This is a genomic window from Mangrovibacterium diazotrophicum, from assembly GCF_003610535.1.
GTDB lineage: Bacteria > Bacteroidota > Bacteroidia > Bacteroidales > Prolixibacteraceae > Mangrovibacterium > Mangrovibacterium diazotrophicum.
Genome location: NZ_RAPN01000006.1, coordinates 209,969 through 232,723, shown reverse-complemented (window position 1 = coordinate 232,723; position 22,755 = coordinate 209,969). Strand labels below are relative to the sequence as shown.

The window sequence follows — 22,755 nt, the reverse complement described above, 5'->3', positions numbered from 1 at the left end:
TTTAAAATCTTGACTGTAACCTGTCAAGAAAAAACTGGTCAATAAAAAAAGTGTAAAAAGTTGTTTCATAGCGTTTTTATTATGCTGCATAACGGCTCGAATATGCGTAGTGCGGGATTTAAAGGCACTTCACTATCAAACCGCTACAAAGTTTATTAAATGCTTTAATGCTCAAATTTACCAAATCGCCCCGCATTACGTATATACATTGTTACCAGCTGGCATTTATTAATTTCCTTTTATTTCTCCAGTCATAATGCCGTACATCGACTGAATTTTCTTTTCAAGTTCATCGAAAGTTACAATAGTAACGTCCTTGTTACTATTCCTAAATAATTCAAAAGATTTACTTTGGTCTTTATCTAATTCCTCATATTTTCCAACAAGTAATAAGCAATGAGGATTAAATGCTTCAAAGTCCTCTTTACTTTTGTATCTGAGTCCATGAAATTCCTTTAATAAATTATCACGTTGATTTAAAACCTGACTCAATCCTCCATTAACATCTTTTGAAGTCGCAAAAACATCTGTTCCACGATAAGGAGATGATTCCATCAATGGTGTTAAATGCGTTTTTATTTCTATTAAAGCAACATTGTCAAACTCATTCTTATATAAAAAGTCTGCTAGCTTACCATTTTTATTAGTCACTTCTTTTCCTCCAACATAAGCTTCATCTTCAAACAATGTCACAGGTGAATAGAAGAGTTGGGCTAATAACCATGAGTTTTGTTTAAAGAATTTTTGCCACTGTTTTTCTAATCTTTCAATGGCTTCTTTAGTCGTAACAGATTTTTCCATTAATCCAGAAAACTTGTCAATAATGTTCTCAAGATATATCTTATCAACCGTTTCCCTTGTCGTTACAATAGTTTTTGATGAGACCTTTATTGGAACGTGTTTTATTATTTTTTCGATTGTTTTAAAATCATTTTCAGTTAAACCTTCAAATGAGTCATAAGGAAGATACCTGTTAAAAATATCATCACCAACATACCCTGGTTCCTTATAGTCAAACAAATCTGTAAAATAACCGAAAAACTCAGCTCCAATATTTTCTTCGACTTCTTTTTTATGAAAGTCCTTTGTGCCATAGAGTGTCCCTATAATATTGTTAAAGGCTGTCAATGAAAAGTATATTGTTTCACCTTTAACATCACTTTCCTTTAAGCTATTTGAAATCACAATGTGCTTGACTTTTGGGAATTTTTTCTGAATATAAGTTGGTATTTCTCTTGCTTTGGATGTAAATCCTAATCCGTAATTTATATTCTGATAAAGTCCTTTTTCAACTTTTGTCTTCTTATCAATCTTAATGGAGATAATGTTTTCATATCTAGGAGATATTGTTCCTTTCTCATCATCATATCTGAATGGATAAACAATCCAGCTGCCATCACTGAACATTTCTTTTACAGTCATAAAGTCATCATTCTCAGGATAGACTCTAATTGCTTTTTTATTTTTAAATTTTATCTCCTTAGTTTCCATTATGCTTTATTTTGCTTGCTGGTAACGGTCACTTGCAAGTTGTCGTTGCGGATTTCGAAGAGCTTCAGTGTCCGATAGGACATGAAGGTCAAGAAAGGAGCAGAGACAAAGCACACCACTGCACCCGCAATGCAATTTGCAATTTGTTACCAAACGTTTTTTCATTTTATCCAAAAACTAGACAACGGAAATTCGAATATTTTATATTTCCCATTATAATGTGTTATTATCGAAACATTATAACTCCATCCACTTAATGTTGCGTTCTCCGATTGAAGTTTAAATATCTCAGATGTATCTTTTTTCTCTATTAATTCAATTAATGGGTCAAAGTCTTGGAGTATTGGAAACTCAGCCCTTGAAAGATATTTTGGAGTGACTTTCTCTACAGAAAGTGTCTCGTTTTCAATCTTGAAGTTTTTTAATTCGAATTTTCTCTCAAATCTGAATTCGTTTCCTTTTTTATCCCAAATCCGTCCGTTAGAAAATCCAGTCTCTAAGTCATATCCACTTATTATGAATAAACTGTCAATTACCGTAAAGTCCGTTTTATATTTCTTTTTTATTATTGAAAAAACTTTTTCCAACTCCGAGATTCCAGAATTAATTGTCTCTTTTGCCTCGGAGTCAAAGGATTTTGGATTTTCTTTTTTTATTCTTTCAACCCGATATTTTCGAATGGTGTCAAAGATTTCCTGTCCGTTGGCACATTGAGAACCAATTGTCAAAATAACGGTAAGTATTATTAAAATCTTTGGTTTCATTCTTCTTTCAAAATGTTTGGTAACGTCTGTGTATATGACGGGTGTATTATATATCGCTTATAACGGCGATTTCCCAAAGCTCCATCAACCGACCGTTCCAATGAATTTTCAGCGTTATTTGGTGCTTTCGTTTTTGCAAGAGATAGATTTCGGTTCACGGGTATTCGGGCTTGGTTGTTTTATTCTTTTCGATTCCCAATTTAACATTAAAATGCTTAATTGCTTCTTTTCCTATTTGGTAATTATCAACAAGAGTTGAATATTGGTTGGGGTTGGCCGCAGATAAACAAAGACAAGGCAATTATCATTTGATCATGAGCAATTGGTTTTGCACGGTCATGATCATTTGATAACGGCTCCGCTGGCAGTTGGGCGAGCAATTATCATTTGATAACGCCTCCAAAAAATGATTGGACAAGCAATTATCATTTGATAATAGCTTCCCCGGGAGTTGGTCGACCAATTATCATTTGATCATGCCCTCTCCAACGCGTTGGGCGGCCAATTATCATTTGATAATGCCTCCACCAAACCATCGGACGAGTAATTATCATTTGATAACAGGAGAAATTGGTGGTTTTGCTGGTTAAGCATTTTCTAATTAATCCAACGCATCCATCACCCTGAAGAGTAGTTGCTTGTTGGTTTCGATTAGCTGGTAGCCCCGGCGGATTTCTTCAGCCGATTGCACAAACGGTGCGTCAATGAGGTGGTGGCTAAAAACGTCGAGCATCCCGTCGATGGCGTCTTCGGTTACTTCGAGGTGGCATTGCAGCGCCAGCACTTTGGTGCCAATCGCAAACGATTGGTTGGGGGTGACTTCCGAATAAAACAGGCGTTTGGCTTGCGGCGGCAGATCGAAAGTGTCGCCATGCCAGTGGAAGACGACGGTTTCGTCGGGGAAAGCCTTCAAAAGTTCTGTGTTTTTCCCTTCTTCGGTTTTATAAATCGGGAACCAGCCAATCTCGGGCTGTTTTCCCGGGTAAACCCGCTGCCCCAGCGCTGCGGCCAGTAACTGCGATCCCAGGCAAATGCCAACCACTGTTTTGCCGTTGTCGACAGCCGTGCGGATGAACTGCTTTTCTTCCTTCAACCACGGGTGTTCGGCTTCGTCGGTCACGCTCATCGGGCCACCCATAATTACCAGCCGGTCGAAGCTGTCGAGTGGGGGAAGGATGGAGTTCGCTTCGTAAAAACGGGTGTAGTTTACGCTGCAGTTGTTGGCTGCAAACCATTCGGTGAGGGCGGCCGGGCCTTCAAAAGGCACATGCTGTAAAACGTGGATGCGGAGTGGGTTCATGGTTTTTTATTTGGATATCCGAAGGTATAAAATCGCGCCCGAAGTTTGCAGCGCCGCTTTCGTCGAATTAACGGTTTCTTTAGATGTTTCTGTTATCTTTGCACTTCAAAATTTTTGGAATCTCGATTCACAGGAATTATTTGTAGGGGCAAATTGGCGCAAGTAGCAGCCGATTCAACTCTCCCATTCCGGCTATGGCCGGAATCTCCCTCCCTTGGAAAGGGAGGGCCGGGGTGGGTAATTCTTCGTAACGGGAACAAAAAGAGACTCAATTTTAAAAAGGGCTTATGATTTCGGTTGACCAGTTGGTGGTGAGTTTTGGTGGTTTTGATTTGTTTAAAGGCGTGTCGTTCCTGATTACGCCCAAGGACCGTATCGGTTTAACCGGTAAAAACGGGGCCGGCAAGTCGACCATGCTGAAGATGTTAGCGGGTAAGCAAAACCCGAGCGAAGGAACCATCTCGATGCCGAAAGATGTACGCATTGGTTACCTGCCGCAGCACATGGTGGTGTCGAACGACAAGACGGTTTTCGAGGAAACCAGAACAGCTTTCGACGAGATCCTGTCGATGAAAAACGAGATCGACAGCCTGAACCACGAAATTGCAACCCGCGAGGATTACGAATCGGACAGCTACATGAACCTGATTCACCGGGTAACCGACCTGAATGATCGTTACCTGATGTTTGGCGGGAATAACATGGAAGCCGAAATTGAGCAAACCCTGAAAGGTTTGGGTTTCGAGCGGAAGGACTTTACGCGCCACACGTCGGAATTCAGCGGGGGCTGGCGCATGCGGATCGAGTTGGCAAAAATCCTGCTCCGCCGGCCGGATGTGTTTTTACTCGATGAGCCGACCAACCACCTCGACATTGAGTCGATCCAGTGGCTCGAAGATTTCCTGAGCAGCTACAGTGGTGCCGTGGTGCTGGTTTCGCACGACCGCGCCTTCCTGGACAATGTTACTAACCGGACGGTTGAGATTTCACTCGGCCGCATTTACGACTATAAAGCCAACTACAGCAAATACCTCGAACTGCGCAAGGAGCACAAGGAGACGCAGCTGGCAGCCTACCGCAACCAGCAAAAGCTGATTGAAGAGACGGAGCAGTTCATCGAGCGGTTCCGCTACAAAGCTACCAAGGCTGTGCAGGTTCAATCGCGCTCGAAGATGCTCGAAAAGCTGGACCGTATTGAGGTGGAAGAAGAAGATAATTCGCGCCTGAACATCAAGTTTCCGCCGGCGATCCGGTCGGGTACTGTGGTGGTTGAATGTAAACACCTGTCGAAAAGCTACGGCAATTTCGAGGTGTTGAATGATATTGATTTGGTGATTGAGCGGGGCGATAAAGTCGCTTTTGTTGGAAAGAACGGCGAAGGAAAAACAACCCTGGCGAGGGTAATTTTGAGCGAGCTGGAACACACCGGTGAGCTGAAGATTGGCCACAATGTGAAGGTGGGCTACTTTGCCCAAAACCAGGCCCAGCTGATGGATGAAAACCTTACTGTGCTGGAAACCATCGACCAGATTGCTGTAGGCGATGTTCGCACCAAAATCCGCGATATTTTGGGGGCTTTCATGTTCTCGGGCGAAGATGTGGATAAGAAAGTGAAGGTGCTTTCCGGTGGCGAGCGCACCCGTTTGGCCATGATCCGTTTGATGCTGGAGCCGGTGAACTTCCTCGTGATGGACGAACCGACCAACCACCTGGACATGCGCTCGAAAGAGATGCTGAAAAACGCTTTGGCCGAATACGACGGAACCGTGCTGGTTGTATCGCACGACCGTGAATTCCTGGATGGTTTGGTGAAGTGCGTTTACGAATTCAAGAATAAGAAAGTGAAGCAGCACCTTGGCGGTATCTACGATTTTTTGCAAAAGAAAAAGCTGGAATCGCTGAAAGAGCTGGAGCAGAAAGTACCGAACGCTTCACAATCAGCGAAGCCGGAGGAAAAGAAAGTTGCACAACAGGAAAGTACGCTGAGCTACGAAGAGCGGAAGGAAATCAATAAAGCCATCAGCAAACTCGAAAAGTCGGTTGAGCAATCGGAAAACGAGATTGCCCGCCTTGAGGATGAGATCGCGGCGATGGATGAAAAAATGGCCAATCCTGAAAGCATGAGCGATCCGTCCATCTTTGAGCAATACGAAAAGCTGAAAAAGGATTTGGAAGCGGTGATGGAACAGTGGGCCGAATACACCGAAGAGCACGAAAATTTGCTGAAACAAAAGACCTGGTAGAAGGAAGGTAAAAGGCAGAAGTCAAAAGTAGAAAGTATAAAGTCAAAAGTAAAAAGGAGTTGGAGTCGCAGTGGCAGTCGCAGTTTTTAGGTAGCGAATTTGGAATTTGAAACCTGGAACTCGTAACTTGAAACTCATAACTCGAAACTCTCAGAACATCATAACTCGCACAAAATGTATAACAGAGACAGAGCACCAAAGCAAAAGTCGGACGATATGATTTTCGGTATCCGTGCCATAATCGAAGCCATCAATTCGGGTAAAGAAATTGACAAGGTATTATTGCAAAAAGGGGAGCGGGGAGACCTTTTCAAAGAGGCGTTCGATCTGATTCGCCAGCATGAAATTCCTTTTCAGTATGTGCCGGTTGAAAAACTGAACCGCATTACCCGAAAAAACCACCAGGGGGTGATTGCTTTTGTGTCTCCCGTCACTTTTTATGATATTGAAAATTACCTGCCTACTTTGTTTGAAGAAGGTAAAAACCCGGTGATCCTGGTGCTTGACCAGGTAACGGATGTGCGCAACTTTGGTGCGATTGTTCGTACGGCAGAGTGTGCCGGTGTGGATGCTGTTTTGGTTCCGGATAAAGGTGCCGCGCGCATCAATGCCGATGCAGTGAAAACCTCGGCAGGAGCTTTGCACCTGGTGCCGGTTTGCCGTACAAAAGACCTGAAAAAATCGGTTCTTTACCTGCAACAATCAGGCTTGAAGATTATCGCGGCAACTGAAAAGTCGTCGGAAAATTACATCAAAACCGATTACAGCGGACCGGTAGCAATTGTAATGGGATCGGAAGAGTTTGGAATTGATCGCCAGATTCTGGACCTGGCGGATGATCGGGTTCAAATACCGATTTTGGGCAAGATTCAATCGTTAAACGTATCAGTGGCTGCCGGACTACTGGTTTATGAAGTTGTCCGGCAGCGAGCCGAGGCTAGTAGCTAATCGGCACCTGACGTTTGAACGTTTCTTCGAGCGAGATAAAGGTTTCGGTACTTGAAACGCCCGAAATCTTTTGAACTTTGTCGCTCAATATTTCTTTAAGGTGCTCGTTATCGCGAGCATACACTTTCACAAAAATGGCGTATGCACCAGTGGTGTAGTGGCATTCCACGATTTCGGGAATCGACTGCAGCATGGATGCTACGTCTTCGTAAAAGCCACCTTTTTCAAGGAATACACCCACGTAGGTACATGTTTTATAATCCACCTTTTTAGGATCGATTTGATAGCCAGAGCCTGTAATTACGCTCATTTCGATCATGCGATTAACGCGTTGGTGAACAGCTGCGCGTGATACGCCAACTTCAGCCGCTACATCTTTAAACGGAATACGGGCATTCTTGGTAATAATGTCAAGAATGTGTAAGTCTATCTGATCCAGATTGTTTCGTAATGTCATAATGTCGAAAAATCAAGTTTGATTTAATGGGGTAAAAATAAGCAATATTTAGCAAATAGAAATTATTTATACATATATTCTTTCATTTTGATTGGAGTTAACACAGCGATAATCTTGATGTAAGCATTTTGTTATTAGTATGTTGCGAGAGTGAGTTGTACCCGTATCATGAAAGAATATGACAAAAATCAGAATTTATTCTTTCAATTAGTAGTTTAAATTTTGAGGTTAGTTTTAAATTGCTATTTTTGCAATCGTAAATGTGTCAAATTGATATAGGCTGAAGATATTGAATTTGACTTCTCGCTAAAATTGTAGGATTCTTAACTAATTGACATTATGATGAAAAATGGTAAGCTGAGTTGGCTTCTCATTCTATTGGTATTGATTGTTGTCAGTATTGCAGGCGTATTTGTGCCCAGCGGCTTCGGTGGGCTTGATGATCCAAACATTGTAACCGGAGATGTAGCCTGGATGTTGACTGCTACTGCTTTGGTACTATTAATGACTCCCGGTTTGGCCTTCTTCTACGGAGGTATGGTAAATCCCAAAAATATTTTATCAACCATGCTGCAAAGCTTCATCGCCATGGGCGTTGTTAGTGTTGTGTGGGTTTTGGTTGGTTTCAGTCTGGCGTTCGGCGACAGCATCGGACCCGAAGGATATGGCCTTTTCGGTAATCCCGGAACCTTTTTCCTTTTCCGAAATGTGTGCGGCGCAACTGATCCGAATTTAAGCCCGACCATTCCGTTGGCTTTGTTCGCGATGTTTCAGTTGAAATTTGCCATCATCACACCTGCCTTGATTACCGGATCTTTCGCCGGACGGGTACGCTTCCGTGCGTACATGTTATTCATGGTTTTATTCACTTTATTTATATATGCACCTTTGTGTCACTGGACCTGGCATCCGAATGGATTCCTTCGTAACTGGGGAGTTCTCGATTTTGCAGGGGGTACCGTTGTACACATGTCTGCTGGTTTTGCGGCGCTTGCCGGAGCTATTTTTCTTGGTAAACGCAAGGATTTTGGCAAAGAGATGAAACCAGCCAACATTCCTTTTGTTCTACTTGGAGCAGGTATGCTTTGGTTCGGGTGGTTTGGCTTCAACGCCGGATCGGCTTTAGGAGCCAACTCAACAGCAGCTTTAGCGCTGATGAACACGAACACGGCTTCTGCTGCAGCTATGCTGGCTTATTTGTTCTACGACATGGCAAAAGGTAAAAAACCTTCGGGTATGGGTGCTGCCATTGGTTTGGTTGTAGGTTTGGTTGCCATTACGCCTGCCGCCGGTTTCGTGAATGTTGGTTCGAGCTTGTTTATCGGGGTTGCTGCTGCAATCGTGAGTAACATCGCTATCGAGCTGCGTTCGAAAACCCGCCTGGACGATACGCTGGATGTTTTCCCGGCACACGGTATGGGCGGTATTGTTGGTATGTTGCTGACTGCCGTGTTTGCACAGGAAGTCGGTTTGATCCATGGTGATCCTACAACATTCCTTTTCCACTTGGCGGCTTTGGTAATTGTTGGTATATTCACCTTCGGTGGATCGATGCTGATGTACAAGATTACCGACATGATTGTTTCGTTGCGCGTTTCTGCTCAGTCAGAGAAGATTGGTTTGGATATCAGCCAGCACAACGAATCGTACGATTTTGAATATAAAAGCGATAGTAAGCTTTAACGAGTCGCTCTTTTATATGCTCGAAACTCCCCTTGTCTCCGGGGAGTTTTTTTATGCCCTGAATTTCGGGCAACAAAAAAACCGTTCAGGAAATTGAACGGTTTTTTTAATATTCTTTGGATTCGTTACTTGATCGCAACTTGCCGCTTGAAATCCATTTCCAACGAAATGAATGTTTCTGTACGGGCAATTCCTTCAATTTCCTGGAATGCTTCGTCGATAAGCTTCTTTAAGTGCTTGTTGGTTTTGGTTTGAATCTTCACAAAAATGGCATACTGCCCAGTTGTGTAATGACATTCAACAACCTCCGGGATCTCGCGCAAAGCTTTGGCCACTTGTGAGTGGTATTTGGCTTTTTCAAGATAAACTCCCATATAAGCACAAGTGTTGTAACCCAACTTAGCCGGGTTAACGATGAACTCACTTCCCGAAACAACACCCAAATTTAAAAGACGCTGCACGCGCTGATGAATGGCTGCACCTGATACGCCGCATTCCCGAGCTACTTCAAGGAATGGAATACGGGCGTTCTTTGTTATAAGTTTGAGGATTTTCTCGTCCAGCTCATCAATCTGTGGTAGCGGTTCAATATGATCTTGGTTCATTGTGTAATTTTAATGTGAGATTGAAATTTGGAAGTATAAAAATACGATAAATGCTAAATATTCGATTCAAATTTTTCAATAATTGTAACCTATTGTGTTTAATAAATGAAAAAATGAAAACTCGCTTTCATTTTTTGCGGCTGCAAATGTATGATATTTTTATCAAATTCCGAATGACAATAACCGCGCCAAATAAATTTAATTATTGACAACTGTTCTCTTCTGCAGGTTCGCCAAATTTCGGCCCAATTCGTTGACATCATGGCCACTTGGGTTTTGGTAAACACGAAGGTCAAACTCGGGCAAAATAGCCAGAACATGATCGAAAATATCGGCTTGGATGCCCTCGTAATTTGCCCAGCGCTGGTCCTTGCTGAACACGTAAATTTCGATGGGAAGCCCTAATTCCGTGGGTTGCAGATGGCGCACCAGGAAAGTCATTTCTTCGTGAATATTCGGATTTTGACGTAGGTAGGCTTCCAGGTAGTGTCTGAAAATCCCGAGGTTGGTTTGGCGCCGACCATTATAAACATCTCCGTCCTGCACGTTCAGTTTTTCGTTGAATGACTTTATTTCTTGCTGTTTGTTGGTGATATAGTCTTTCAGAAGGTAAAAGTGACTCAGCTTCTCCAAAAGTTTTGGATCTGCAAAACGCACACTTTTCATGTCGATATTGATGGAACGTTTGATCCGGCGGCCACCGGATTCTTCCATTCCTGCCCAGTTGTTGAATGACTCAGATACCAATGCGTACGTTGGAATGGTGGTGATCGTTTTATCCCAGTTTTGGACTTTTACGGTGGTCAGTGAGATGTCGATTACGGTACCATCAGCTTTGTGGCTGGGCATTTCAATCCAGTCACCTGGTTTCAGCATTTTATTGGCCGACAGCTGGATACTGGCAACGAACCCGAGAATTGAATCTTTGAAGATCAACAACAAAACGGCAGCCATGGCACCCAGTCCTGCGAAAATACCCAAAGGTGATTTGCCAATCAGGATGGCGATCGCAAAAATCAGCGAAACAAAAATGATCAGGATTTGGACGAGCTGAATGTATCCTTTTATCGGCCGGGTTGCGGCGTAAGGCGTTGTTTGGTACATGTCGTTGACCGCGTTTGCAGTGCGCACAGCAGTCATCGCAAAGATGAACACGAAGTATACCCGCGCAATAACCGAGAGGATCGTTGAGACGATTTCGACACCCGAGAAGCTGTAAACGGCGTAAATAATAAATGCAGACGGAATGTGAGCGAGCGCGCTGAATACTTTTCGATCAATCAGGAAGTCGTCCCAGTCAGTTTTGGTTTTTTGAAACAGTTTGTGGATCAGCGAAACCAGGATCAGGCGGGTGAGCAGTTGCGCGGCAACCGCTGCTAGAATTAGCACAATGACACTGATGGTGATTGAAAAGGTCATTGCCCAGTGGTCGAGGATATTCAGTTCTTTAAAAAAGTCAAAAAGCCAAATGTTAAACTGTTTCATGATTTATGTTTTTTCTGAAGTCGGATTTTTATCTGTAATTTGAGGGTCTAAAAATAGCAATTTGCCCAAATTATGAAGCGGTCTCTTTTTATATTCATCATTCTTTTACTGTCGGTTAGTGGTTACACGCAGAAAACCTTTGAAAAATATTTCGAACCCAAAACCTTGCGGGTTGATTTTACCCTTGCGGGAGATAGTAAAAGCACCGAGCTTTTTCTGGAACAATTGAAGAAACAAGGATCTTGGGCCGGAAGTCGCACGCATTTGGTTGATGAGCGCAATTATGGCAATTTCCGTTGCAGTTTAACTGATGCCGAATCCCGAGAGGTGATTTATTCCAATGGCTTCGGTTCTCTTTTCCAGGAATGGCAAACAACAGCGGAAGCGGAGGAAATCAGCCGAAGCTATTACCATGTGCTATTGCTGCCTTTTCCGAAGCGGGATGTGAATTTCAAAATAGAAATGCGGAACTGGGATGGCGGTTACGAGGAGCTCATCAACCTACCGATTGATCCCCGGGATTATTTTATCGTGGACGAAGCGAAGCCGGATTACCCGGTGAAAACCATCATGGAAAACGGCAAGCACCAAAATAAAGTTGACCTGGTTTTTCTGCCAGAAGGATATACGGCTGATGAAATGGGCAAGTTTGAAGCCGACATCAAACGACTGATAGATTACATGTTTGCGATGTCGCCCTATGATAAGCACAAAACGGATTTCAATTTATATGCGGTGATGGTGCCGTCGGCAGAGTCAGGGACTGATATTCCTGGCGACAAAGTCTACAAGAATACCGCTTTCAATTCCACTTTTTACACTTTCGATTCTCCCCGGTATTTGACTACCCGTGACTTGAAGTCGGTGCATGATGCTGCTGCAGCAGCTGTTTACGACCAGGTTTATGTGCTGGTGAACTCGGCTACATACGGTGGAGGAGGCTTCTACAATTACCTGAACCTGACAAGTGTCGACAATGAGCGTTCCCCGCAGGTATTTGTGCATGAGTTTGGACACGGTTTCGCCGGTCTGGCCGACGAGTATTATTCGTCGGATGTATCTTATGAGGAATTTTACAATTTGAAGGTTGAACCTTGGGAGCCGAACATTACAACCTTGGTCGATTTCGATCGAAAATGGAAATCGATGATTGAGCCGGGAACTCCTCAGCCTACGCCAAGAACAGCAAAGTATAGCAAAGTGATTGGTGTATTTGAAGGTGGCGGTTACACGGCCAAAGGAATTTACAGTCCGATGATCGATTGCCGCATGAAGACCAACGAGGCTGCCGGATTTTGCCCGGTATGCTCCAAAGCCATTGAAGAAGCGATCCGCTTAAATTGCGAATAAGTCAACAGAGGTCATTTGCAGGCAGCACCGAAATCCCGGAGTAGTTGCGGGCAGTTTATTTTTGTCCGTTAGTGGGCACTTTGTACCATTTATTTACCGGAGTAGGGGGCGTATAATTTTTCAGGTACTCAATTGCCTCCGAGCTGTTGTTGGCATTATAGTAGAGGTCGCGGTAGGCAGGTTTGGCAAAGTTCTCGTCGAATGAGCGTTCGAACTGGCGGAACAGGTCGTCATAAAAACCATTTGTATTCATAAAAACGATTGCCTTATCGTGGTAGTCCAGCTGTTTCAGTGTGATCACCTCCAGAATTTCTTCCAATGTTCCAAATCCTCCGGGAAGCGCCACGAAAGCGTCAGAAAGATCCCGCATCAGTGCTTTGCGTTCCATCATGTCTTTGGTGACGTACAACTCGCGGGCATGCTCCGAAACCAGGTTGTGACCCTTCAGTTTTTCGGGAATGATGCCGATGGTATGCGCGCCGTGCTCCTGCGCTTTTTCGAGCATGCTGTGCATTAACCCAACATTGGCCCCGCCGTTGACGAGCGTCTGGTTGGTATCTCCGATCAGGCGGGCCAGCTCAATGGCTTCGTCCACGTAGATTTTTTCCAGCGCGTTACTGGAGGATGCAAAAACACAAATTTTCATCTTTTTAAAGTCTTGAGTAATGAGACATGATTCCTGAGAAAAAAAAAGAGTCATGAGCCTGGAGATTTTAGTCTCGTTACTCATGACTCTCAGCTTATGACTTTTTATTAAGCATCGATGTTTGCGTACACCGCATGATCTTCGATAAACTGGCGGCGTGGCGGAACTTCGTCGCCCATCAGCATGCTGAAGACATGGTCGGCTTCAGCCGCATTTTCGATGGTTACCTGGCGCAATGTGCGGCGCTCGGGGTCCATTGTCGTTTCCCAAAGCTGCTCGGCGTTCATCTCACCAAGACCTTTGTAACGTTGGGTGTGTACCGACGATTCTTTACCGTCTGCCCATTCGTCGATCAGGCGCTGACGCTGCTGTTCGTTCCAGGCGTACTCTTCTTTTTTACCTTTTTTCAATAAGTAAAGCGGAGGAGTGGCAATATACAGGTAGCCGCTTTTGATCAGTTCTTTCATGTAGCGGAAGAAGAAGGTCATGATCAGTGTGGCAATGTGGCTTCCGTCCACGTCGGCATCGGTCATGATCACAATCTTGTGATAGCGCAATTTTTCGAGGTTGACCGCTTTCGAGTCTTCTTCAGTTCCGATTGAGACACCCAATGCAGTGAAGATATTGCGGATTTCTTCGCTTTCGAATACTTTGTGCTGCATGGCTTTCTCCACGTTCAGGATTTTACCGCGCAACGGCAAAATTGCCTGGAACCGACGGTTACGGCCTTGTTTGGCGGTACCACCTGCCGAGTCCCCTTCGACCAGGAATACCTCGCAGGATGCCGGGTCACGGTCGGAGCAGTCGGCCAGTTTACCGGGCAAACCACCACCGGTCATCACGTTCTTACGTTGAACCAGCTCGCGGGCCTTGCGGGCAGCATGACGGGCTGTTGCAGCCAAAATTACTTTGTTAACGATCGCTTTGGCCGACTTCGGATTTTCTTCCAGGTAGTTGGCCAGCATTTCGCTCACAGCCTGGTCAACCGGCAAACTAATTTCCGAGTTACCCAGTTTGGTTTTTGTCTGTCCTTCAAACTGAGGTTCCTGAACTTTCACCGAAACAACAGCTGTCAATCCTTCGCGGAAGTCGTCACCGTTGATGTCGAATTTCAGTTTCGTCAACATGCCGGTTGTTTCAGCGTAGTTTTTCAAAGTTCTTGTCAAACCACGACGGAAACCTGTCAGGTGTGTTCCACCTTCAATGGTGTTGATGTTGTTGACATATGAGTGAATATTTTCGGTAAACGAGGTGTTGTAGTGCAGGGCAATTTCCACCGGCACATCACCTTTTTCCGAAGAAATATGGATTGTTTCGTCGATCAGCTTCTCGCGGTTAGCATCCAAATACTCCACAAATTCTTTCAGACCGGCTTCAGAGAAGAATGTTTCCGCTTTGTATTCGCCGTTTTCATCCTGTTCGCGAAGGTCAGTCAGGCTCAGACGCACACCGGCATTCAGGAACGCCAACTCGCGCAAACGTGCCGAGAGGATTTCGTATTTGTAGGTTGTTGTCAGGAAGATGCTCGCATCAGGTTTGAAAGTCACGAATGTTCCTGTGCGATCAGTTTCGCCAACAATCTTAGCAGAGTAAAGTGGCTTACCAATACTGAATTCCTGCACCCAGACTTGTCCGTTACGGTGAACTTCAGCTTTCAAGTGAGTTGATAGCGCGTTCACACACGAAACACCCACCCCGTGCAAACCACCGGATACTTTGTAGCTGTCCTTGTCGAATTTACCACCGGCGTGCAATACGGTCATTACAACCTCAAGCGCCGATTTATTTTCTTTTGAGTGAGTTTCTGTTGGGATACCACGGCCGTCGTCTTTTACCGTGATTGAATTATCTTCATTAATAAAAACTTCAATGTTCTTACAGTAACCCGCCAGTGCTTCGTCAATCGAGTTGTCCACAACCTCGTAAACCAAGTGGTGCAGACCTTTTTCGTTCACATCCCCAATGTACATGGCAGGGCGTTTGCGCACTGCTTCCAAACCTTCCAGTACCTGAATACTGTCAGCTGAATAATTGCCATTCCCGTTTCCGTTTGTTGGCTTATTTTCTAATTCGCTCATCTATAAAATGTTTGGTATTATCAAAACGTTTTAATCATCCTCTTCGAGTAAAGTCGTAAAGGATTGTTATTTCAACTTTTCGTGAAAAGCTGTTTGCTTGTTTATAACCGGGGAAATTCCTGATTTTTGGTGATTTATTGCTGTAATTTTTAATCGTTTGTTTTTCTCCCGCATTAACACGCAAATATAGCAAAAATACGGCTTAAAATGTCCGTTTTTGGAGACGAAAGACTGAAAGTTTTCAACAAGAAATTAAAAATTAAATCACAGTATTTCAGTGTTTTATATTTTCGATTTATGTCGCTGCCAATTCGGGGTTTTGTATAACATCAAATTTTGTCAAATCAGAAGGCTAAACTGGCTCCAACGAGCACATTCAGGCCTTGACTTCTGTAACCGGGGAACAATTCATATCGCTGAGATGTGATGTTGTTGGCACGTCCCCAAAGGCTGATATTTCCGGTTAGTTGGTATTCAACACCCATGTTCAGTTCGATGATTGATTTCAGGCTCGTGATCTCCGAAGTGGTGTTCAATACGGTTGTGTTGTCGGTATCGTATTCGACTGTTTGCGTCAGCGCTTTTCGCGAGCCAATAAAGTTGATGTCGGCCGTAAAGCGAAGCGGTCCTTCCGGATCGAAGTAAAGTGACGCTGAAGATTCAAATGAGGGCTGCAAAAAGGCTTCAGCCAGCGAGTCGAGGCTGTACGAATGGTATTTCGCATTCAGGCGCACGTCGATTTCCTGATTCAAGGCGTACTGCAATTCTCCACCCAAGGTGAACTGCTTCACTTTGTCGTACATTACTTGGAAGGTATTGTTGCGGTAAAGCGTTGCCGTCGGTTCGTTCAGGATGCTGTTTTCCAGATAATAGAAGTGCTGGTTTTTGATGCTCGCATAGTCCGCCTGCAGTTCGTAGCTGAAATTTGGTGTAAACTTGCCCTTGATACCTCCTGTCAGGATATAACTGTACTTCGTGTTTTTCACATTTTGGTCGGGGCGAACGTAAGGATTCTCTTTGGCGATAACCGAGTAGTTGTTTTCTTTCAAATAGCCATCGGTACCGGCGTAAAGAGTGATGACATTTTTCACCGGCATAAATTCGATCCGCGTATTTGGAGCCAGCATGTAGTCGTTGTCTTCATCTTTTTCGAACACGGTGTAGCTGTTGATCCCAATTTTGAATTTCAGCATCTCCGTATCGAAAACGGCCGCCGGATTCACTTTCAATACCAGCTGATTTCTTTTGTCGATCGTTTGCGTGTAGGGCATGTAAACGCTGTCGGTTGTGCTGTATGTGACGCCGGCGTCCAGCACGCCTTCCATCAAATCAATCGGGGCAGAGAAGAGGCCGTTCCATTTTACCAGGTGTTCTTTTTGCCCGGTTTGCGTGCCAAAGTATTGGTATTTTATTCCGGTCTGCAAATTCATCGCTGCACGCGGGTCTTCTTTTTTCGCGTAGTTCAACGAGAAACCGGCAGAGGGGAAAGCTTGTTTTTCATCCCACATTGGCATGTAAAGTTGTTTGTCTTCGTCCGAAAGACTCTCGCCGGTATAACCATAATAACGGAAAGATTCACGCTCATAGAAAATTTTTGATGACAGCAGGCCCGATTTCAGATGGTTGTTCATGAAAAACTCAGCCAGGTTTTCATTGTCGGGTGCTTTTACCTTGTCGTCATTCTCGAGTTTGATTTTACCATTCGAGAGGTGGCTTTTCAGGTGCACGCCCAAGTCGGTTGTTCGGCTGGCTTTTGCATTGTAAAAGAATTCGCCGTATTGCGAAAGGTAATTTCCAACGCCCAGTTTCAGCAAACCACTGTTCAATCTGTCGCCGCGTTCGGGAACCATGCGTGCAGCTTCCACCGGTTCAACACTGAAATTGGTGATCATCGGCTGCGTTTTAATCTGGTACTCGAAAGTTGGTTTTTCATTCGACGGTGCAGCGATCTGCGGCATATCGTTGATTTTGTAGGCGTCGGAAATGGTTGGTTTGTACGCTTTGACAACCTCCACTTCTTTACGCAATTCGGTACTGTCCTTTTGGGCCGAAGCAATTACGACGCTCAGGCCAAGAAGGATTGTCAGTGCGGTATGTTTGATGTATGTTGTGTTCATTTGTCTGCTAAATTGTTTCTTTTTCAAAACTCGTTTTCTCTAATTCTGATTGGGGTCAATCTGCATTGGCTCCGGTTTTTGCTCCTGTTGCTGTTGCTCCAGTTCTTCCAGGTGCTGCAATTTGGATTTAGCCAGCTCAATAATACCATCGTTTTCTTCCGGGTAATTTTCGATCATACTCATCAGCGTATGTTTGGCCTGGAATTGATCACCGTTAGCCAGGTAGATGTCTGCCAGCAAGATGAAGCCTTTGGCCAGCCAGTATTGGTGCGGTGTGTTTTTCGAAATGAAGTCCATGATTTCATTTTCTGACCTCTTGGTTTTGCCTTGGTTGAAAAGTATTTCAGCCTTCAGGTATTTGGCTTCTGCACCTTCCGGCGACTGCGTGTCTTCAGCTAAACTTTCCAGCAGCGGGAACGCTTCTTTTTCCTGTTTGGTTTGAAGGTACGACTTGGCCAGTTTGTAGTCGGCTTCGCGCTTCTGCACTTCCGAAAGGTTTTCCGATGCCAAAACTTTCTGAGCGGCATCCACACTGGCTTTGAAGTTGCCCAGCTCGTATTGGCAGCGCATGATTCCTGTTCTTGCTTTCAGCAGGTTCCATTTGTTGCCCGAACTAACTTCGAGTCGTTGGTAATGAATCAGAGCCTGGTCGTAGTTCGCAGCATTGAACTGCAGTTCGGCAGCCCGGCCCAGCGCGGCTTCTGTGAAAATATTGTCGGTGCGGTCCAGTACCAATTCGTAGTCTTTTAGTGCAGCCGAGTATTCAGCGTCGGCATATTTAGCTTCGGCCAGGTAAAAACGGGCGTTCAGGCTGAAACTGCCCTGTGGATAATTTTGCAGGTAAAGTTCCAGTTGCTGACGGGCTTTTGGATCCTTGCTCATCACCAGTCGTTCGGCCGCCAGGTAGGTTAACGAATCCTGTTCGCTTGCTGTTACTTGCACGTTGGAACCTTGGCGTTTGGCGTAAGCAAAGTAGGCGTCCACATTATTCTGCTCGATGTAATTGTTTTTGATACCGAGCATGGCAGCTTGTGATTCCTCGCTGTCCGGATATTTTTCAGTGATTTGCTTGTAGTAGCTCATCGACTGGTTGTAGTCCGATTGGTTGTAGCTGATCAACCCAAGTTGCAGTAACGCTTTCGGGCGATAGCTGCTCTGCGGATACTCATCCAGTAGGTTTTTATAGTATGAAACAGCCGTCGGGAGTTGGTTCTCGCGTTCGTAGGTGCGTCCCAATTCATACAAGGCATCGTCAACATAAGCTGACGTCGGGTAGGTTTGAACCAGGTTTTTCAGACTCGCGATTTTTTGTTCCGGGTGGCGTTGAACGCCTTCGCTCATTGCTTTTTGGAACAGGGCGTAATCGGCGTCGTACTTATTCAGCGTTAACGCGTTGGCGTAAGCATTTTGCGAACTGTTGAAGTCGCGGTTGATGTAACTGCAGTCGCCCAAACGGTTGTAGGCATCGGCCAGTTTTTCGTCTTGTTCCGGTGCAGATTGAACGAATTTATTGAATGCTGCAGATGCTGCAGCGTAATCTTTCAATTTGAAATAGGCATATCCAAGGTTGTAATTGTAGCTCTTGTATTCGTCGGTTGTGCGGGCTGCCGGCATTTGTCCGAAACGCTCGAAACCGTTGATCGCCGCTTCGTAGTTGCCCAGGCGGTAGTTTGCTTCAGCTTTCCAGAAAGTGGCTGTGGCGCGCAACGTCGGGTTGAACTCGCCGTTCTCAAGCGATTTGTCGAAACAAGCAATGGCTTCGGAATAGGAAAGGCCCTTGAAAAGTTCCAAACCACGGTAGTAGGTCACGCGTTGGTAAGCTTTTCGGATGGCTTGGTTTTTTACCTGAATTTTTTCAATTGAAGCGATGGCATCCTTGAAATTATTGGTGCTCATATAAACCTGCACCAGGTAATTGTAAGCTGCATCATTTCGTTCCGAGCTCGGATAGAGCGCGATGTATTTATCGAACGCGTTGATGGTTTCGTTGAAAGGAGAATAAGAAAGTTCGTAGGTGATTTTCGCATAGTTGAACAAGGCGTCTTCCTGAATTGCCCGGTCGAAACTCATGTCTGATGCTGCTTCGAAGGCAATCCGCGCTTTGTTTTTATCGCCAGTATGAACGTAGCAATCTGCTAAGTGATAATAGGCATTTTGAGCCATTTCATCTTTCCCCGCAGTAGCATATTCAAACGGAGTGATTGCTTTCTCGTAATTCCCGGTCCGGTAATAGCAGTAAGCAAACAGGTAGTTTTCGTCGCGCTGGCGGCTTTTCGATGTTTCGAAATAGCGCTCCAAATATGGAATGGCCTTGTCGAACTGTTGCAGGTGGAAATAAGAGCTTCCTAAAATTTTCGAGAGCTCCGGCACTTGTTGCTTGTCGGCCTTGACTATTAACGGTTCGGTAAATTCAATTACTTTTTCGTATTCGCCACGTTTATAGTAAATCTGGCTCATGTAGAACGGAATGACAGGCGAAAAAGCAGGATTGTCCTTCAGTTGGTTGAAGGCTGTGAGCGCACTGTCAAAATCGTTGTTCATGTATTTAATGTGGCCCCAATAGTAGGTTGCCTGGGGTGCGTAGGTTGATTTTCCGTTTCGGACTTTATTGAATTCTTTTTCAGCTTCAGCGTAACGCTTAATTTGAAAAAGTGAGTATCCATTTTGATAATTCATCCGATCCTGATCCTGCTTGGAAAAGCCGTTGCGCGGTAATTCTTTATAGATGGCTACCACTTTGGGATAGCGTCCGTCTTTAAACCAGGCATTTGCCAATTCAAAGTTTGCCGCATTTGTATAGGGGCTTTGCGGATGATCGCGCAGGAATTTCTCCATGCGTATTTCGCCGTTCTTTGCGTCGGTCTTTAAAGCACAAAGTGCTTGGTAGTATACTGCTTCAGCGTAAACGTCTGATTCGGGATCTGACTCCTTTTCAACCTGTTCGAAAATTGCCCCGGCCGAGATGAACTGGTTCTTGGAGAACAAATCCCGGGCCGTGTGAATGTCGGCAGAAACAGATTGATTATGGATGGTTTTTTGAGCAAAAGTGACAGAGGTGAAGAGGCATATTGTAAGCGCTAACAATACTTGTCTTGTTTTCATTGGCATTAATTTAATAGACTGTAAAAATAGCATTTAAGTGAAGCGTTCTACAAAATCCTTGCCTTAGTTCTCAACAAATGGCTGTTTATTTTGAAGCTTTCATAGGCGGTTAATCAAAAAAACTTAGTTTTGTGGGAAGCAGCATTAAAACACCGAAATGCAGAATAATCCGATCATTCGTTTACAGGGAGTTGATGTTTACCAGCAGGAAAATTTGGTTTTGGCCGATGTGCACCTGGAGGTGCGGTCGGGCGAGTGGGTTTACCTGATTGGGAAAGTTGGTAGCGGGAAGTCGAGCCTGATAAAATTGATTAACGCGGAGTTGGAAATTTTTAATGGAGAAGCCTATGTGGCCGGTTACAACCTTCGGCGAATCAAGAACCGCGAGATCCCGCTTTTGAGACGGAAGATCGGAGTTGTTTTTCAGGATTTTCGTTTGCTGACCGATCGTACCGTTCGTAACAATTTAACTTTTGTGTTGAAAGCGACCGGCTGGAAAAATGACAAAGCGATCAAAGATCGAATTCACGAAGTGATGGAGCGAGTAGGGATGTTGCATAGCCTGGACCGGATGCCGCACGAACTTTCGGGAGGGGAGCAACAACGTGTTGTTATTGCCCGCGCTATTTTGAATGATCCGGATCTTATTTTGGCCGACGAGCCTTCCGGAAATTTGGACCCGGAGACTTCTGCCGAGCTGATGAAAATCTTCAGGGATCTGAACCGGAGGGGCAAAACCATTGTGATGGCCACGCACGATTACCAGCTGATTGAGAACTTCAAAGCGAAAACCCTGCTTTGTGCCGACCTTCGACTTTCGAACCCTGATAAAGAACAGCTGGAAATCGATTTTTCACAACTTTTAGAGCAAAAAAAATGATGTTTCGAAGAAACACCGGTTTCTTCAAAACATCATCATTGGATTCTGGAAGCAAAAATTACTCTGCCACTACTGTGTCAGGCATTGCTACTTCAACTGAATCAGGCATTGCCACTTCAACTGAGTCAACTACTGTTTCTTCAACTGCAGGTGCTACTTCTTCTTCAACTGGTTTTGTTGCTTTTGAACCACAAGAAGCCATGATAGCCATAATACCTAACAAAAAGATAATCTTTTTCATAACAAATAAGGGTTTAACTTGTAAATAATTCAGGGTAAAAAACACTCTTAACGGTGGGACCAAGATAGCCAAAAGAATTTATCTCCAAACAAAAGGGTCTGGAAAATTAAAAAATATCAATAAAATGTTTGATTTTTTTAAGAATATGTTACCGCAGGTTATTGAAAATGCTTTTCAGCACCGGTTGCTCATTCTCCCAGCAAAGATCCTTGGATGCGATCAAAAGTTTATTTAGATATTCCTTTCTAAGATCCTCATTATGTAAAAGTTCCTCGATTTGCTTGGCCATTCCCTCGGGTTGATGAGTCTGTAATATTTGTCCGATGCCATATTTTTCGACAATTCGGGTCATTTCGGGCAAGGAGCTGACCAGTACCGGGATGCGGTGCTGGATGTAATCGAAGAGTTTATTGGGCAATGCATAGCGATAGTTTAGTCCGAGGTCTTCTTCAATTGAGAGCCCCAAGTCGGCCTGGGCTGTGAGTTGCGATAGTTCCTGAAATGGGATCTGTCCAAAAAATTTGACTTTGAACTGCAAATTTAATTGGCGGGCGAGGATTTTTAAGTATTCTTCCAGGTCTCCTGAACCAACCAACCATAGTTGTACGCCCTGCAAAAAGCGCATGGATTGAATGGCAAACTCAAGACCACGTCCCAAATTGAGCGCCCCCTGATAAATGACAATCTTTTCTTCGTGGGGCACAACGGTCAGGTCTTGTTGGTACTCCAGTGATTGGTTCCGGACAGGTAAATTCCGAATGACTTTGAAAGGGGTACCGTATAATTTTTGGTATTCGTCGGCAATTGATTGCGAAACGGTGAAAGCATTTTTTAAACGCGGCAGAATGAGTTTCTCCAGTCGTCGCCACATTCTCTGTTTAAATGGCCGGTCAATCAATTCGGGAACTTCGGTGAAATATTCGTGGCTGTCGTAAACCAGTTTCTTCCGACTTAGTTTGGCCGCAAAATAGCTTGCTGCAAGCGTGTCCAAATCGTTGGATAATATGATTTTCGAACGCGAAAAAAGAAGACGGAAAAACAGGCGAAAGTTAAATTCAACGTAAAACAGCGGTCCCCGTTCGAAGAACAAGCGCATGCGGTGCGTAGCGTAGTCGCGCTCGGCAAGCGGCATACTTTTTCGCTTTCTTCTCCCGGTAAGTTTTGGTGTATAGCCCATCTCCAACAGGCTCTGAGCCACCTTGTGAACCCGATTGTCTGTTACCAGGTCGTTGATAACAACAATATCAATTTTTTTTGAGCGTACCGACATGTACTTTACTTTTCAACCGGTGCCAAATATACGACAATGCGCTGTTGTTTTTATGTTTATTCGTTGTGCTGCAGCACAAAATCAGCTAAATTTTA

General features: G+C 44.4%; 17 protein-coding genes. 5 read left to right on the top strand and 12 right to left on the bottom strand.

Annotated elements, in window-relative coordinates; genetic code table 11:
• Positions 1 to 228: 228 nt before the first annotated feature.
• The 3 genes from BC643_RS23235 to BC643_RS23220 form a co-directional block, all read right to left on the bottom strand.
• Positions 229 to 1,491, bottom strand: coding sequence for a Shedu immune nuclease family protein (locus BC643_RS23235; protein WP_120275864.1), 1,263 nt, complete (start codon positions 1,489 to 1,491; stop codon positions 229 to 231).
• A gap of 161 nt (positions 1,492 to 1,652) precedes the next feature.
• Positions 1,653 to 2,255, bottom strand: a complete 603-nt coding sequence (locus BC643_RS23230) for a hypothetical protein (protein ID WP_120275863.1) — start codon at positions 2,253 to 2,255, stop codon at positions 1,653 to 1,655.
• A gap of 601 nt (positions 2,256 to 2,856) precedes the next feature.
• Positions 2,857 to 3,555 carry a type 1 glutamine amidotransferase gene (locus tag BC643_RS23220; protein ID WP_120275861.1) on the bottom strand — a complete coding sequence of 233 codons (699 nt, stop codon included), beginning with the start codon at positions 3,553 to 3,555 and terminating at the stop codon, positions 2,857 to 2,859.
• Positions 3,556 to 3,842: 287 nt separating this feature from the next.
• Here BC643_RS23220 and BC643_RS23215 point away from each other — a divergent pair, with 287 nt between their 5' ends.
• Both BC643_RS23215 and rlmB read left to right on the top strand, forming a co-directional pair.
• Positions 3,843 to 5,798 carry an ABC-F family ATP-binding cassette domain-containing protein gene (locus tag BC643_RS23215; RefSeq protein WP_120275860.1) on the top strand — a complete coding sequence of 652 codons (1,956 nt, stop codon included), beginning with the start codon at positions 3,843 to 3,845 and terminating at the stop codon, positions 5,796 to 5,798.
• Between the two features lie 174 nt (positions 5,799 to 5,972).
• Positions 5,973 to 6,746 carry a 23S rRNA (guanosine(2251)-2'-O)-methyltransferase RlmB gene (gene rlmB, locus BC643_RS23210; protein ID WP_120275859.1) on the top strand — a complete coding sequence of 258 codons (774 nt, stop codon included), beginning with the start codon at positions 5,973 to 5,975 and terminating at the stop codon, positions 6,744 to 6,746.
• Here rlmB and BC643_RS23205 read toward each other — a convergent pair.
• Positions 6,736 to 7,203, bottom strand: coding sequence for an Lrp/AsnC family transcriptional regulator (locus BC643_RS23205; protein ID WP_120275858.1), 468 nt, complete (start codon positions 7,201 to 7,203; stop codon positions 6,736 to 6,738). The genes rlmB and BC643_RS23205 overlap by 11 nt on opposite strands.
• A gap of 339 nt (positions 7,204 to 7,542) precedes the next feature.
• Between BC643_RS23205 and BC643_RS23200 the strand changes: the two genes are divergently transcribed.
• On the top strand, positions 7,543 to 8,886 hold the full coding sequence (locus BC643_RS23200) for an ammonium transporter (protein WP_211338182.1): 1,344 nt from the start codon (positions 7,543 to 7,545) through the stop codon (positions 8,884 to 8,886).
• Positions 8,887 to 9,011: 125 nt separating this feature from the next.
• Here BC643_RS23200 and BC643_RS23195 read toward each other — a convergent pair whose 3' ends face one another.
• Together BC643_RS23195 and BC643_RS23190 are read right to left on the bottom strand one after the other, a co-directional pair.
• The gene (locus BC643_RS23195) at positions 9,012 to 9,491 is read right to left on the bottom strand and encodes an Lrp/AsnC family transcriptional regulator (RefSeq protein WP_120275857.1); all 480 of its coding nucleotides are present in this window, start codon (positions 9,489 to 9,491) and stop codon (positions 9,012 to 9,014) included.
• 198 nt (positions 9,492 to 9,689) lie between these two features.
• Entirely contained in the window at positions 9,690 to 10,976 is a 1,287-nt protein-coding gene (locus BC643_RS23190; RefSeq protein WP_245995054.1) for a mechanosensitive ion channel family protein, read from the bottom strand.
• Positions 10,977 to 11,048: 72 nt separating this feature from the next.
• Between BC643_RS23190 and BC643_RS23185 the strand changes: the two genes are divergently transcribed.
• Positions 11,049 to 12,326 carry a M64 family metallopeptidase gene (locus BC643_RS23185; protein WP_120275856.1) on the top strand — a complete coding sequence of 426 codons (1,278 nt, stop codon included), beginning with the start codon at positions 11,049 to 11,051 and terminating at the stop codon, positions 12,324 to 12,326.
• Between the two features lie 55 nt (positions 12,327 to 12,381).
• Here BC643_RS23185 and BC643_RS23180 read toward each other — a convergent pair whose 3' ends face one another.
• The 4 genes from BC643_RS23180 to BC643_RS23165 form a co-directional block, all read right to left on the bottom strand.
• On the bottom strand, positions 12,382 to 12,972 hold the full coding sequence (locus tag BC643_RS23180) for an LOG family protein (protein WP_170154672.1): 591 nt from the start codon (positions 12,970 to 12,972) through the stop codon (positions 12,382 to 12,384).
• Positions 12,973 to 13,079: 107 nt separating this feature from the next.
• Positions 13,080 to 15,050 (bottom strand): DNA topoisomerase (ATP-hydrolyzing) subunit B, encoded by a 1,971-nt coding sequence (gyrB, locus tag BC643_RS23175; protein WP_120275854.1) that lies wholly within the window; start codon positions 15,048 to 15,050, stop codon positions 13,080 to 13,082.
• A gap of 344 nt (positions 15,051 to 15,394) precedes the next feature.
• Entirely contained in the window at positions 15,395 to 17,167 is a 1,773-nt protein-coding gene (locus tag BC643_RS23170; RefSeq protein WP_120275853.1) for a TonB-dependent receptor, read from the bottom strand.
• Positions 17,168 to 17,206: 39 nt separating this feature from the next.
• The gene (locus BC643_RS23165) at positions 17,207 to 20,269 is read right to left on the bottom strand and encodes a tetratricopeptide repeat protein (RefSeq protein WP_170154671.1); all 3,063 of its coding nucleotides are present in this window, start codon (positions 20,267 to 20,269) and stop codon (positions 17,207 to 17,209) included.
• A gap of 157 nt (positions 20,270 to 20,426) precedes the next feature.
• Between BC643_RS23165 and BC643_RS23160 the strand changes: the two genes are divergently transcribed.
• Entirely contained in the window at positions 20,427 to 21,149 is a 723-nt protein-coding gene (locus BC643_RS23160) for a cell division ATP-binding protein FtsE (protein WP_120275851.1), read from the top strand.
• A gap of 58 nt (positions 21,150 to 21,207) precedes the next feature.
• Here BC643_RS23160 and BC643_RS23155 read toward each other — a convergent pair whose 3' ends face one another.
• Both BC643_RS23155 and BC643_RS23150 read right to left on the bottom strand, forming a co-directional pair.
• Positions 21,208 to 21,390, bottom strand: coding sequence for a hypothetical protein (locus BC643_RS23155; protein ID WP_147377320.1), 183 nt, complete (start codon positions 21,388 to 21,390; stop codon positions 21,208 to 21,210).
• Positions 21,391 to 21,538: 148 nt separating this feature from the next.
• Entirely contained in the window at positions 21,539 to 22,660 is a 1,122-nt protein-coding gene (locus BC643_RS23150; protein ID WP_120275849.1) for a glycosyltransferase, read from the bottom strand.
• Between the last annotated feature and the right edge of the window lie 95 nt (positions 22,661 to 22,755).